This window comes from Streptomyces sp. NPDC026672 (assembly GCF_040638185.1).
Classification (GTDB): Bacteria; Actinomycetota; Actinomycetes; order Streptomycetales; family Streptomycetaceae; genus Streptomyces.
In genome coordinates this window covers 18029-30847 of record NZ_JBEZXS010000025.1, presented here as the reverse complement: position 1 = coordinate 30847, position 12819 = coordinate 18029, and the positions used below count along the sequence as shown (strand labels likewise).

General features: G+C 72.5%; 10 protein-coding genes, 1 tRNA gene and 1 pseudogene. 6 read left to right on the top strand and 6 right to left on the bottom strand.

What is annotated here, in order from left to right; genetic code table 11:
* The first annotated feature begins 93 nt into the window (after positions 1 to 93).
* Positions 94 to 768 (top strand): HAD hydrolase-like protein, encoded by a 675-nt coding sequence (locus AB0F77_RS26730; RefSeq protein WP_361953723.1) that lies wholly within the window; start codon positions 94 to 96, stop codon positions 766 to 768.
* Positions 769 to 913: 145 nt separating this feature from the next.
* Here the strand turns inward: AB0F77_RS26730 and AB0F77_RS26725 are convergent.
* A tRNA-Cys gene (locus tag AB0F77_RS26725) sits at positions 914 to 985 on the bottom strand.
* A gap of 343 nt (positions 986 to 1328) precedes the next feature.
* Between AB0F77_RS26725 and AB0F77_RS26720 the strand changes: the two genes are divergently transcribed.
* The 4 genes from AB0F77_RS26720 (at position 1329) to AB0F77_RS26705 (ending at position 6598) form a co-directional block, all read left to right on the top strand.
* Positions 1329 to 2762, top strand: a complete 1434-nt coding sequence (locus AB0F77_RS26720) for an MFS transporter (protein WP_361953720.1) — start codon at positions 1329 to 1331, stop codon at positions 2760 to 2762.
* A gap of 211 nt (positions 2763 to 2973) precedes the next feature.
* The gene (locus AB0F77_RS26715) at positions 2974 to 4767 is read left to right on the top strand and encodes a DEAD/DEAH box helicase (RefSeq protein ID WP_361953717.1); all 1794 of its coding nucleotides are present in this window, start codon (positions 2974 to 2976) and stop codon (positions 4765 to 4767) included.
* 307 nt (positions 4768 to 5074) lie between these two features.
* Positions 5075 to 5716, top strand: coding sequence for a helix-turn-helix domain-containing protein (locus tag AB0F77_RS26710; RefSeq protein WP_361953714.1), 642 nt, complete (start codon positions 5075 to 5077; stop codon positions 5714 to 5716).
* 90 nt (positions 5717 to 5806) lie between these two features.
* Positions 5807 to 6598 (top strand): S16 family serine protease, encoded by a 792-nt coding sequence (locus AB0F77_RS26705; protein ID WP_361953711.1) that lies wholly within the window; start codon positions 5807 to 5809, stop codon positions 6596 to 6598.
* Here AB0F77_RS26705 and AB0F77_RS26700 read toward each other — a convergent pair.
* From AB0F77_RS26700 to AB0F77_RS26685, 4 genes and pseudogenes are all read right to left on the bottom strand, one after another.
* Positions 6595 to 7392: an ABC transporter permease gene (locus AB0F77_RS26700; protein ID WP_361953943.1), complete on the bottom strand. Its 798-nt coding sequence runs from the start codon at positions 7390 to 7392 to the stop codon at positions 6595 to 6597. The two genes, AB0F77_RS26705 and AB0F77_RS26700, sit on opposite strands and share 4 nt — an antisense overlap.
* A gap of 230 nt (positions 7393 to 7622) precedes the next feature.
* Positions 7623 to 8860: pseudogene (locus tag AB0F77_RS26695) on the bottom strand (ATP-binding cassette domain-containing protein).
* Positions 8853 to 9500 carry an ABC transporter permease gene (locus AB0F77_RS26690; RefSeq protein WP_361953708.1) on the bottom strand — a complete coding sequence of 216 codons (648 nt, stop codon included), beginning with the start codon at positions 9498 to 9500 and terminating at the stop codon, positions 8853 to 8855. Before AB0F77_RS26690 ends, AB0F77_RS26695 begins: the two are co-directional and overlap by 8 nt.
* 66 nt (positions 9501 to 9566) lie before the next feature.
* Positions 9567 to 10037: an Lrp/AsnC family transcriptional regulator gene (locus tag AB0F77_RS26685; protein WP_361953705.1), complete on the bottom strand. Its 471-nt coding sequence runs from the start codon at positions 10035 to 10037 to the stop codon at positions 9567 to 9569.
* A 121-nt stretch (positions 10038 to 10158) separates the two neighbouring features.
* On the opposite strand from AB0F77_RS26685, the gene hppD reads away from it, so the two are divergent.
* Positions 10159 to 11304: a 4-hydroxyphenylpyruvate dioxygenase gene (gene hppD / locus AB0F77_RS26680; protein WP_361953702.1), complete on the top strand. Its 1146-nt coding sequence runs from the start codon at positions 10159 to 10161 to the stop codon at positions 11302 to 11304.
* Between the two features lie 52 nt (positions 11305 to 11356).
* Here the strand turns inward: hppD and AB0F77_RS26675 are convergent, their stop codons facing one another.
* Positions 11357 to 12817, bottom strand: coding sequence for a tetratricopeptide repeat protein (locus tag AB0F77_RS26675; RefSeq protein WP_361953699.1), 1461 nt, complete (start codon positions 12815 to 12817; stop codon positions 11357 to 11359).
* Between the last annotated feature and the right edge of the window lie 2 nt (positions 12818 to 12819).

Here is a 12819-nt window from a genome sequence, read left to right as displayed (position 1 = left end):
TGTCACGAGCGTAGGACGGAACCGCTCTGGTGCACGCGCCTTCCGCCACTATCGGGGGACAGACAGATCAACTTCCGGGGAGGGACGGCACGTATGCCTCGTCTGGTCCTGTGGGACATCGACCACACGCTCATCGAGTCGCGCGGCGTAGGGCGCGAACTGTCCGCAGCGGCATTCGAGCAGGTGACGGGTCAACCCATGCGGGAGCAGGCGAAGATCGACGGCATCACAGAGGCCGTCATCTTCCGGGAGACCGCGAAGATGCACGGTCTCAGGACGGACCGGGCCGACTTCGAGCGCTTCGCGCAGGCTCTTGCGGAAGAGCATGTCGAACACGCTCGGGAGCTGACGGAGCGCGGACGCGCGCTCCCGGGCGCGGCAGCGGCTTTGGATGCCCTTGCCGCGGCGAATGTGCGGCAGACCGTGGTGACGGGCAATGTCCGCAAAGTCGCGGAGCTGAAGCTGAACGTCTTCGGTCTCGATAGCCACATCACCTGGGATCTCGGCGCGTACGGAGAGGACGCGGATCTCCGCCCCGCCCTCGTCGGCCTTGCCCTGGACCGCTCATCGACCACGCCGGCGAACACGGTGCTCATCGGTGACACCCCGGCGGACGTCGAAGGCGGGAAGGGGAACGGCGTACGGGTCATCGCTGTCGCAACAGGCCGAAGCTCCGTAGCCGAGCTGCGAGAAGCGGGCGCCGACATAGTCCTCGACGACCTGACCGACACCGCCCTTCTACTCAAGATCATCACGAACCGGACTTGAAGCCGCCCACGGCGTCGGAGTACTTCCCGCCGAGCATCAACGCCACGTGTTGACAGGCTGGCGATACGGGAAGCCGGAAGGACAACTGGAGGGGCGGCACCCTTTCTGAGTGCCGCCCCTCCAGTTGTCCTGGTCAGGCAGTCAGAGGCCGTGGCGGGAATCGAACCCGCGTAACTCGCTTTGCAGACGAGTCCCTAAGCCATTCGGGCACACGGCCGTGCTTGTTGCGTTCCGGCGCGGCTGTGGCGGGGATCGGACCCGCGTGACTCCCCGCGAGCGGAGCTCGCTGTTGGGTGCAGCGCAGGCGAGTCCCTGAGCCCTGTTCGGGCACACGGCCGTGCTTGTTTCGTACCGTCTCGTCGGGTGGGTGGTGTTGTTCCCCCGGCGGTTCGGTGACTTGACCGTACGGGGGTGTGGGATGGGGGTTCAAGGGTTGCGGGGGCGCTGCAATGTGGTTGCCATGTGGCGTTCATGAATCTCCGGGTGTACGACCAAGGTCGCAGGGGCCGTACGACCGGCGACAGGGGCCAAACCCCGTTGTGGGTCTTACGCTGGCGACCATGACCGCCCTGGACCCCCGTGACACCGCCGTCGCGGACGCCGAGCGGGACGACGACGGTGTGCTGAGCCGGTCCTACCGGGCGCTCAGCGTCGGCATCGTCTCCGTCGTCCTGCTGATCGCCTTCGAGGCCACCGCCGTCAGCACGGCCATGCCCGTCGCGGCCCGTGAGCTGCACGGCGTGTCCCTGTACGCGTTCGCCTTCTCCGGCTACTTCACGACCAGCCTGTTCGGGATGGTGCTCGCCGGGCAGTGGTCCGACCGGCGCGGCCCCCTCGCCCCGCTGACCACGGGGATCGCGGCCTTCGCGGCGGGGCTCGTGGTGGCCGGGGCGGCGGGCGCGATGTGGGTGTTCATCCTCGGCCGCGCGGTGCAGGGCCTCGGAGGCGGGCTGGTGATCGTCGCGCTGTACGTCGTCGTCGGCCGGGCCTATCCGGAGCGGCTGCGGCCCGCGATCATGGCGGCGTTCGCGGCCGGGTGGGTCGTACCGTCCGTCGTCGGGCCGCTCGCTGCCGGCACGGTGACCGAACGGCTCGGCTGGCGCTGGGTGTTCATCGGCATCCCGGTGCTGGTCGTACTGCCGCTCGCGCTCGCGCTGCCGCAGATCAGACGGCGGGCGGCCGGCCCGGTGGGGGAGGGGGCGCCGGCCTCCGTCGACCGCCGGCGCATCCGGCTCGCCCTCGCGATCTCCGTGGGCGCGGGGCTTCTCCAGTACGCGGCGCAGGACCTGCGGTGGCTGTCGCTGCTGCCCGGCGCGGTGGGGGCCGGGCTGCTCGTGCCGGCCGTGCTGGGGCTGCTGCCGCGCGGTACGTACCGGGCCGCGCGCGGGCTGCCCTCGGTCGTGCTGCTGCGGGGGCTCGCGGCGGGGTCGTTCATCGCCGCCGAGTCCTTCGTGCCGTTGATGCTCGTCACGCAGCGCGGGCTGTCGCCGACGCTCGCCGGGTTCTCGCTCGCGGCGGGCGGGGTGACCTGGGCGCTGGGGTCGTGGCTCCAGTCGCGGGAGCGGTTCGCGCCGTACCGGGAGCGGCTGATGACGCTGGGGATGGTGCTGGCGGCGGCCGCGATCGCCGTCGCGCCCAGTGTGCTGGTGCACTCCGTGCCGGTGTGGACCGTCGCGGTCGCCTGGGGCTTCGGCTGTTTCGGGATGGGTCTGGTGATCTCCTCCAGCAGCGTGCTGCTGCTCCGGCTCTCCGCGCCGGAGGAGGCCGGCACCAACTCCGCCGCGCTCCAGATCTCCGACGGCCTCTCCAACGTCGTCCTGCTCGCCACGACGGGGGCGGCGTTCGCCGCGCTGGGCGGGGGCAGCGCGGCGACCCCCCTCGACGGCGCCTCCGCGACCCACCCGACGGCCTTCGCGGCGGTCTTCCTCCCCATGTCCGTGGTCGCCCTGGCAGGTGCCTGGGTGACGACCCGCCTGCACGAGAGCCGGCCGTAGTCCGTTCGGCCGGCTGCCACCGCGGAACACACCCCCCCCGTGGATCGTGAGGCCCATGCGGTTGTTGTGATGTGGGTCCCAACGGTCGGCGAGCCGGGGGCGTCGGGGCGTAGGGGGCGGGTGGGCGCCGGTAGGGTGGCCCGGTTGTCATACGTAGCCGGCCGTGCCGTCGCCGACGTCGGGCCGCCCTGCCCCCTGATCAACGGAGACCGTGACTACCACCGCCGCTTCCTCCTCCCACCACCTCTCACCCGCCTTCCCGGGCCGGGCCCCCTGGGGTACGGCCAGCAAGCTGCGTGCCTGGCAGCAGGGGGCGTTGGAGAAGTACGTCCAGGAGCAGCCGCGTGACTTCCTCGCCGTCGCCACCCCCGGCGCGGGCAAGACGACCTTCGCGCTGACGCTGGCCTCCTGGCTGCTGCACCACCACGTTGTGCAGCAGGTGACCGTGGTCGCGCCGACCGAGCACCTGAAGAAGCAGTGGGCGGAGGCCGCCGCGCGCATAGGGATCAAGCTCGACCCCGAGTACAGCGCCGGTCCCCTCAGCAAGGAGTACGACGGCGTCGCCGTGACCTACGCCGGTGTCGGCGTCCGCCCGATGCTGCACCGCAACCGCGTCGAGCAGCGCAAGACCCTCGTCATCCTGGACGAGATCCACCACGCCGGCGATTCCAAGTCCTGGGGCGAGGCATGCCTGGAGGCGTTCGAGCCCGCGACGCGGCGGCTCGCGCTCACCGGCACACCGTTCCGCTCGGACACCAACCCCATCCCCTTCGTGACGTACGAGGAGGACAACGCCGGCATCCGCAGGTCGTCCGCCGACTACACCTACGGGTACGGGTCCGCGCTGTCCGACGGGGTGGTGCGGCCCGTCATCTTCCTCTCCTACAGCGGCAACATGCGCTGGCGCACCAAGGCCGGCGACGAGATCGAGGCCCGGCTCGGCGAGCCCATGACGAAGGACGCCGTCAGCCAGGCGTGGCGCACCGCGCTCGACCCGCGCGGCGACTGGATGCCCAGCGTGCTGCGCGCCGCCGACCAGCGGCTGACCGAGGTCAGGAAGGGCATCCCGGACGCGGGCGCCCTCGTCATCGCCTCCGACCAGGACTCCGCCCGCTCCTACGCCAAGCTGATCCGCGAGATCACCGGCACCAAGGCCACGGTCGTGCTGTCCGACGACGCCGGCGCCTCGCAGCGGATCGACGACTTCAGCGGGGGCGACGACCGCTGGATGGTCGCCGTCCGCATGGTGTCCGAGGGCGTCGACGTGCCCCGCCTCGCGGTCGGGGTGTACGCCACGACCATCTCCACGCCGCTGTTCTTCGCCCAGGCCGTCGGCCGCTTCGTGCGGTCGCGGCGGCGCGGCGAGACCGCCTCCGTCTTCCTGCCGACCATCCCGGACCTGCTCACCTTCGCGAACGAGATGGAGGTGGAGCGCGACCACGCCCTCGACAAGCCGAAGAAGGAGGGCGAGGAGGACCCGTACGCCGAGTCCGAGAAGGAGATGGAGGAGGCGAACAAGGAGCAGGACGAGGACACCGGCGAGCAGGACATGCTGCCCTTCGAGGCGCTGGAGTCCGACGCCGTCTTCGACCGGGTCCTCTACGACGGCGCCGAGTTCGGCATGCAGGCCCACCCCGGCAGCGAGGAGGAGCAGGACTACCTCGGCATCCCCGGCCTGCTGGAGCCCGAGCAGGTGCAACTGCTGCTCCAGAAGCGGCAGGCGCGGCAGATCGCGCACAGCCGCAAGAAGCCCGACAGCGAGGCCGATCTGCTCGAACTGCCCGCCGAGCGGCGGCCGGTGGTCTCGCACAAGGAGCTGATGGCGCTGCGCAAGCAGCTCAACACGCTCGTCGGCGCGTACGTCCACCAGAGCGGCAAGCCGCACGGGGTGATCCACACCGAGCTGCGCCGGGTGTGCGGTGGTCCGCCCAGCGCCGAGGCGACGGCGGGGCAGTTGCAGCAGCGCATCGACAAGGTGCGGGAGTGGGCCACGCGCATGCGGTGAGGGCCGCGGGCATGCGGTGACGCGGGTGGCCGTCCGGCGAACGTATCGGGACGAACACAGGCAGTCCCGAGCGGCCACTGACCGGATTCTGGACGGAGGCTTCCGCTCAGCGAACCGGCTTCGCTACTGTCCGGCTACGCACACGCCCCGTGGCAGCGCCGCCGCGGAGCGCAGCCGTGAAGCGACCGGGTCCGGAGCCGCCGGGCCCCTCTGCCGATCGGCGGCCTCTGAAGCGCGTCGCCGACGGGACTCGGCGGCGCAACCGCCGCGAGGGGCTGCCGGACTCACCACTTAAGGAGTGGGCGTCGTGACCGCGGAGACCTCTCAGACGCTCGACCGGGGACTGCGCGTCCTCAAGCTGCTGGCCGACACGGACCACGGGCTGACCGTCACCGAGCTGTCCGCCCGGCTCGGCGTGAACCGGACGGTCGTGTACCGGCTGCTGGCGACCCTGGAGCAGCACGCGCTCGTGCGGCGGGACCTGGGCGGGCGTGCCCGGGTGGGTCTGGGTGTGCTGCGGCTCGGCCGGCAGGTGCACCCGCTGGTACGGGAGGCCGCGCTGCCGGCGCTGCGGTCGCTGGCCGAGGACATCGGGGCGACGGCGCACCTCACACTGGTCGACGGCACGGAGGCGCTGGCGGTCGCGGTCGTCGAGCCGTCCTGGACGGACTACCACGTGGCCTACCGGGCCGGTTTCCGGCATCCGCTGGACCGGGGCGCCGCGGGCCGCGCGATCCTCTCCGCCCGGCGGGCACCGCGCTCCGAGCCCGGTTACACCCTCACCGAGGGTGGTCTGGAGGCCGGTGCCTGCGGGGCCGCGGCCCCCCTCATCGGGGTGACCGGGGTGGAGGGCAGCGTGGGCGTGGTGATGCTGGCGGACTCGGTGCCGGAGCGGGTCGGACCGCGGGTGGTCGACGCGGCCCGGGAGGTCGCGGAGGCGCTGCGCTGAGGGGCGGCCCGGGTCGCCGCGGGTTGCCTTGCGGTAACGCGGTCCGACCAGGCCGATGGCCGGAAGTGCGCGTCACGTTAGATTGATCCCGTGCTCTCTCGTCTCACGCGTCTCCAGGCCGTCGCCGTGTGCTCCCTGCCCGTCGTGGCACTGATCGCCACCGCGGTGTTCGCGCCCCTGCCGTTCTCGGTGGCACAGCCCGGGATGACGGCGAACGTGCTCGGCGCGTACCGGGACACGCAGGTGATCACCGTGACCGGGGCGCCGACCCGGCGGACGGAGGGGCAGCTGCGGATGACGACCATCGAGGCGACCGGCCCGGACGCCCGGGTCTCGTTCGGCGACGTGGTCGACAACTGGTTCCGCACGGACCGGGCGGTGATGCCGCGCGACGCGGTCTACCCGAGCGGCGACACCGTCAAGGAGATCGAGCGGCACAACACCGCGCAGATGCGGCAGTCCCAGGACGCGGCGACCCGGGCGGCGCTGAAGTACCTGCGTCTGAGCCCCGACGACGTGCGGGTCACGCTGCGGCTGGCCGACGTCGGCGGCCCCAGCGCGGGCCTGCTGTTCTCGCTCGGGATCGTCGACAAGCTGGACGGCGACGGCAGCGGCGGCGACCTCACGGGTGGACGCACCGTCGCCGGTACGGGCACGATCGACGCGGACGGCACGGTGGGCGCGGTCGGCGGGGTGGCCCTGAAGACCCAGGCGGCGCGGCGGGACGGGGCGACGGTGTTCCTGGTGCCGAAGGCGGAGTGCGGCGAGGCCGAGGCCGAACTCCCCAAGGGGTTGCGCCTGGTGCCGGTCACCACGCTCCAGGGGGCGATCGGTTCCCTGGTCGCCCTGGAGAACGGCAAGGGCTCGGTCCCGAGCTGTTAGCGGTTGCCGAGACCCCGGGGCCGCAGCAGGATCTCGGCCAGTGACGCCAGCCAGTCCACCAGCAGGGCCAGCGACACCGTCAGCACCGAGCCGAGGACCAGTACGGGCACGCGCCGGCCGGTGATGCCGTGGGCGATCAGCGCCCCGAGCCCGCCGCCCCCGCCGAACGCCGCGAGGGTCGCCGTGCCGACGTTCAGCACCAGCGCGGTGCGCACCCCCGCGAGGATCAGCGGGACGGCCAGCGGGAGTTCCACCCGGGCCAGCGCGGCGAGCGGGGACATACCGATGCCGCGCGCCGCCTCCAGCAGGTTCGGGTCGCCCGCCCTGAGCCCGGCGACGGTGTGGGACAGCACCGGCAGCACGGCGTAGACGACGATGCCGACGAGCGCCGCCCCGGGGCCGGCGCCGAGCCAGATCACCGGCAGCGCCAGCAGGCCGATCGCCGGCGCGGCCCGTCCCGTGTCGGCGAGCGCCGTCGCCACCGGGGCTGCCCTGCGCAACGCCCGCCGGGTCAGCAGGACGCCCAGCGGGATCGCGACGATCAGCACGAGGAACGTGGAGATCACGGTGAGCCGGACGTGCTGCCACAGGGCCGTGGACACCTGCCCGTCCGACAGGGCGTTCGCGGAGTCCGGGTCCAGGTCGATCTGCCGGAACCACAGCCAGGTCGCCAGCAGCAGGGTCACCAGGAAGGTCGGCAGGAGGGTCAGTTTGCGCCAGGTGAGACGGCACCGGGCGGGGGCACGGGCGGGCGGCGGCGCCGCGTCGGCCCGAGGCGGTCCAAGGACGTCCATCTCCTGGGACGGTGTCAGAACGTCCGCCTCCTGGGACGGTGTCAGAACGTCCGCCTCCTGGGACGGTGTCAGAACGTCCGCCTCCTGGGACGGTGCCACGACGTCCGCCTCCCGGGACGGTTCCAGGACGTCCGCGGGTTGGGGCGCCCGCATGTCGTCCGTGGGTTGGGGCGCCCGCATGCCGTCCGCGGGCTCGGGCACCCCCGTGTCGTCCGTGGGCTCGGGCGCGCTCATGCCCTCGCCCCTCCCACCGCGCCCTCCTGCTCCGTGCGGATCCGCCGGCCGCGGGTCTCCTCCAGCGTGCGCCGGTGCTCCAGTGCCCCCAGCCGGTCGGCCTCCAGCAGCTCGTGCACCGAGTTCACCAGCGTCTCCATGTCGACGACCCCGGTGTACTCACCGTGCCGCCCGGTGACCGCGACCCGGCCGGCGCCGTCCATGAGCACCGCCTCCAGCGCGTCCCGCAGCGTCGCGTCCCCGGACACGTGGCCGTGGACGAGTGTGCCCGCGCGGGCCGGCGAACCCCCGGCCCGCGTCAGGTCCCCGCGCCGCAGCCACTTGTAGGGCCGGCCGCGCCGGTCGAGCAGCAGGATCTCGCCGGTGCCGCTGCCCCGCAGCCGGTCGACGATCTCCTGGAGCGGGGTGTCCACGGTCACCGCCGGACAGCCGCTGATCCGCACGTCCCGTACGCGGGTGAGGTCGAGTCGCTTCAGCGCCGCGCCCGCGCCGACGAACCCGGAGACGAACTCGTCCGCCGGGTGGGTGAGGATCGCCTCCGGGGTGTCGAACTGGGCGATGCGCGAGCCCTCCCGCAGCACCGCGATCCGGTCGCCCAGCTTGATCGCCTCGTCGAAGTCGCGGGTGACGAAGACGATCGTCCTGCGCAGCTCGTGCTGGAGCCGGATCAGCTCCTCCTGGAGGTGGCCACGGGTGACCGGGTCGACCGCGCCGAACGGCTCGTCCATCAGCAGCACGGGCGGATCGGCGGCCAGCGCCCGCGCCAGGCCCACCCGCTGCTGTTGCCCGGCGGAGAGCAGACGCGGATGACGGTCCCGGAACCCGGCCGGGTCGAGGCCGACGAGGTCGAGCAGTTCCTCGACCCGCGCCCCGGTCCGCGCCCTGGACCAGCCGGCCATCCGCGGGACGAGGGAGATGTTCTGGGCGACCGTCATGTGCGGGAACAGACCGGCGGACCGGGCCGACCAGCCCACCTCGCGGCGCAGCAGCACCGGGTCGATGCCGGTGACGTCCTGCCCGTTGATGCGGACACGGCCGCCGGTCGGCTCGATCAGCCGGTTGATCATCTTCAGCACGGTGGACTTGCCCGCCCCGGACGGACCCACGAGGACGACGGTCTCGCCGCCCCGATCTCCATGCTCAGGCCGTCGACGGCGGGCCCCGGACCGCCCGGGTAGCGCTTGGTGAGGTTCTCCAGCTCGACGGTCGCGCCCGTGGCGCCGGTCTCAGACACGGATCCCCCTGGAAATGGTCAGCCGCCCGATCAGGACGTACACGGCGTCGAACAGCAGGGCCAGGACGACGATCCCGAGCGTGCCGGCGAGCACCTGATCGAGCGCGTCGCCGCTGTCCGGGGACGCGAGACCGCGGAAGATCTCGTTGCCGAGCCCCGGCCCCGAGGCGTACGCGGCGATCGCGGTGATGCCCATGAGCATCCGCGTGGAGACCCGGACACCGGTCAGGACCGGCGGCCACACCAGCGGCAGCTCCACCCGCAGCAGCCGCGTCGAGCGGGACATGCCGATGCCGCGGGCCGTCTCCACCAGCGCCGGGTCGATCCCGCGCAGGCCCACGACCGTGTTGCGCGCCACCGGCAGCAGCCCGAACAGGATCAGGGTGATCACCGTCGGCGGCACACCCGTGCCCACCAGCGGGACCAGCAGGCCGATCACCGCCAGGGACGGAACGGCCAGGACGGTCGAGGTGCCGAGCACGGCCGGGCGGGCGGCCCACGCGCCGCGGTGGGCGACGACGCCGACGGCGGCCCCGACGAGCGTCGCCACCACCACGCACGGGAGGACGACGCCCGCGTGTCCGCAGGCGTCCGTGAGGAGCTGCTGGTGACGGGTGGTCAGGAACTCCCAGAAGCTCACGCGGTCACCCCCTGGTCGGCGGCCTGGTCCCGGCCCGGTCCCCCGCGGAGGCTCACCCCCCTCGGCTCACTCGTGCAGCGCGGCCTGCTCCACCAGCGGGATGATCCGCAGCGGAACGGGGTTCTCCATGACGATCGCCGTGGAGGCCCGGACGATGCCATCAAAACCGACAACCAGGTCGATCACCCGCTGGAGATCCGCGTTCGAGCGGGCCACCAGCCGGCACAGCATGTCCCCGGTGCCGGTCGTGGTGTGCAGCTCCAGCACCTCCGGCACGGTCGACAAGTGCGCCCGCACGTCCGGCCCTTGGCCCTGCCGGATCTGGAGCGTGGCGAAGGCCGTCACGGGATAGCCGAGGGCCGCCGGATCGACCTGCGGACCGAATCCGCGGATCACTCCATTCGACTGAAGCCGGTCGAGCCGCGCCTGCACCGTGCCCCGCGCCACCCCCAGCCGCCGCGACATCTCCAGGACCCCGATCCGCGGCTCCCGCGCGAGCAGCACGATGATGCGCCCGTCCAGATGATCGATCGCCACGCTCACTCCCCGCAGGTCATCCTGTACAGAAAGGCCGTCGATACGGCCGTACTGCTGAACATGTTGTCCAGTGAATACGCAGACTATTGCGCACCTTGCAGGGCAGGGTCACGCTTCGGGCATGACGCAGACCACACACCACACTCCCGACACCGCCCGGCAGGCCGACCCCTTCCCGGTCAAGGGAATGGACGCGGTCGTCTTCGCCGTGGGCAACGCCAAGCAGGCCGCGCACTACTACTCCACCGCCTTCGGCATGACCCTGGTCGCCTACTCCGGACCGGAGAACGGCAGCCGCGAGACCGCGAGCTACGTGCTGGAGAACGGCTCCGCCCGCTTCGTGTTCACCTCCGTCATCAAGCCCGCCACCGACTGGGGCCGCTTCCTGGCCGGACACGTGGCCGAGCACGGCGACGGCGTCGTCGACCTCGCCATCGAGGTCCCCGACGCCCGCGCCGCGCACGCCTACGCCGTCGAGCACGGCGCCCGCTCCCTCGCCGAGCCGTACGAGGTCAAGGACGAGCACGGCACCGTCGTCCTCGCCGCCGTCGCCACCTACGGCGAGACCCGCCACACCCTCGTCGACCGCTCCGGCTACGACGGCCCCTACCTGCCCGGCTACACCGCCGCCCGGCCGCTCGTCGAGCCCCCGGCCCAGCGCACCTTCCAGGCGATCGACCACTGCGTCGGCAACGTCGAACTCGGCCGCATGAACGAGTGGGTCGGCTTCTACAACAAGGTCATGGGCTTCACGAACATGAAGGAGTTCGTGGGCGACGACATCGCCACCGAGTACAGCGCGCTGATGTCCAAGGTCGTCGCCGACGGCACGCTCAAGGTCAAGTTCCCGATCAACGAGCCCGCCGTCGCCAGGAAGAAGTCCCAGATCGACGAGTACCTGGAGTTCTACGGCGGCGCCGGCGTCCAGCACATCGCGCTCAACACCAACGACATCGTGCGGACCGTACGCACCATGAGGGCCGCGGGCGTCGAGTTCCTCGACACCCCCGACAGCTACTACGACACCCTCGGCACCTGGGTCGGCGACACCCGCGTCCCCCTCGACACCCTGCGCGAGCTGAAGATCCTCGCCGACCGCGACGAGGACGGCTATCTGCTGCAGATCTTCACCAAGCCGGTCCAGGACCGCCCGACCGTCTTCTTCGAGATCATCGAGCGGCACGGCTCCATGGGCTTCGGCAAGGGCAACTTCAAGGCCCTGTTCGAGGCCATCGAGCGCGAACAGGAACGACGCGGCAACCTCTGAGCCACCCCCCGAAGGGGTCCGGCGCCACCCCCGGGCGCCGGACCCCGCCCGCTCACCACACGGGCGCCGGCTCCTGCGGGACCTCACCCAGATCGTCCAGCGCCGTCCGCGCCTCCTTCACCCGTTCGGGCGAGAAGTACGGGTTGATCTGCAACGCCTCCTTCAGATGGCGCCGGGCGAGCGCGTCGTCGCCCAGCTCCCGCTCGATCACACCCCGGTGGAACACGTACAGCGCGCTGCGCACCCCACCGCCCTTCGCCTTGTCCGTCGCCCGCTTCGCGAACCCCAGCCCCTCCTGCGGCTCACCCGCCCGGTACAGCGCCCAGCCCAACGCGTCCGCGACCTCGATCCCCGGCTGCCGCTCCCACTCCTCCCGCAGCAGCCGCACCGCCTCCTGCGGATCACCGTGGTCCGCCTCGAACTGCCCGAGCACCAGCGCGTCGTCGACCCCGCCCGACGTCTCCCGCTCCACCCGCTCCCGCAACAGGCCGTAACGCGCCTGTGCCTCCCGCTCCTTGCCCAGCGACTCGTACAACTCGCCCAGCTCCAGGGCGTACTGGGGACTCGGCCGGCCGGCGAGCGCGCGGGTGTAGGCGTCCAGCGCCTCCTTCGTGCGGCCCAGCGCGGCCAGCGCCCTGCCCTGTCCGGCGAACGCCGCCGACTGGTCCGGGTCCAGCCGTACCGCCGCCTCGAAGTGCCGCAGCGCGTCCTCCCGGTCCCCGCGCTCCCAGGACAGCTGCCCCGTCCGCTCCAGATACGCCGCCTGCTCGGCCGGGGTGCGCGCCGCCGCCGCGGCATCCGTGAGCTGCGCCGTCGCGTCCTCCCGCCAGCCCCGGTCGCGGTAGACGGCCGCCGCCCGCGCCATCACGGCCGGCCGTGCCTCGTCCCCGGCGCGCAGCCCCATCAGCTCGTCCAGCGCCGAGCGGGCCGCCTTGTAGTCGCCGAGGCCCGTGTACGCCTCGATCAGCGGCGGGTACGCCGACCACCGCTTCGGCTCCAGCTTCAGCACCTGCTCACCGCGGCGCCTGGCCTCGCCGTAGTCCCGGCGGGCGTTCGCCAGCGCGGTCAGCCCCTCCAGCGCCTCGGTGTTGCGCTCGCCCCGCGCCTCCAGCGAACTGTCCAGCGCCCGCTCGGCCCTCGGGTAGTCCGCCGCGTCGGCCGTGCGCAGCGCCCGCTCCACATAGGCCGTGCCGAGCACCGCCCACGCAGGCGCGTCCCCCGGGCGGGTCCGCAGATACCGTTCCCGGTCGGTGATCACCGCCGTCAGATCGGGCAGCGCGGCCGGCACCCCGGCCGTGACCGACGTCGCCGCCCGCGCCTTCGGACCCGGCGCCGGCGGCCTGGCGGGGGTGTGCTCGTCCTGTGGCACCAGCGCCAGCACGGCGGCGAAGGCGGCGGCGCCCGCCGCCCCACCGGCGGCCACCGCGACCAGCACCCGGCGCAGCAGACGGGGGCGGCGGCCCGGCGACGCGGCCACCAGGGACGTGCCCGGCGCGGACTGTTGCTTCTTCATGC

Bases quoted from the DNA above. Each gene is read 5' to 3' on its own strand.
- AB0F77_RS26675 (WP_361953699.1), bottom strand. From the start codon at position 12,817: ATGAAGAAGCAACAGTCCGCGCCGGGCACGTCCCTGGTGGCCGCGTCG.
- AB0F77_RS26720 (WP_361953720.1), top strand. From the start codon at position 1,329: ATGACCGCCCTGGACCCCCGTGACACCGCCGTCGCGGACGCCGAGCGG.
- AB0F77_RS26730 (WP_361953723.1), top strand. From the start codon at position 94: ATGCCTCGTCTGGTCCTGTGGGACATCGACCACACGCTCATCGAGTCG.
- AB0F77_RS26700 (WP_361953943.1), bottom strand. From the start codon at position 7,392: ATGGACGTCCTTGGACCGCCTCGGGCCGACGCGGCGCCGCCGCCCGCC.
- hppD (WP_361953702.1), top strand. From the start codon at position 10,159: ATGACGCAGACCACACACCACACTCCCGACACCGCCCGGCAGGCCGAC.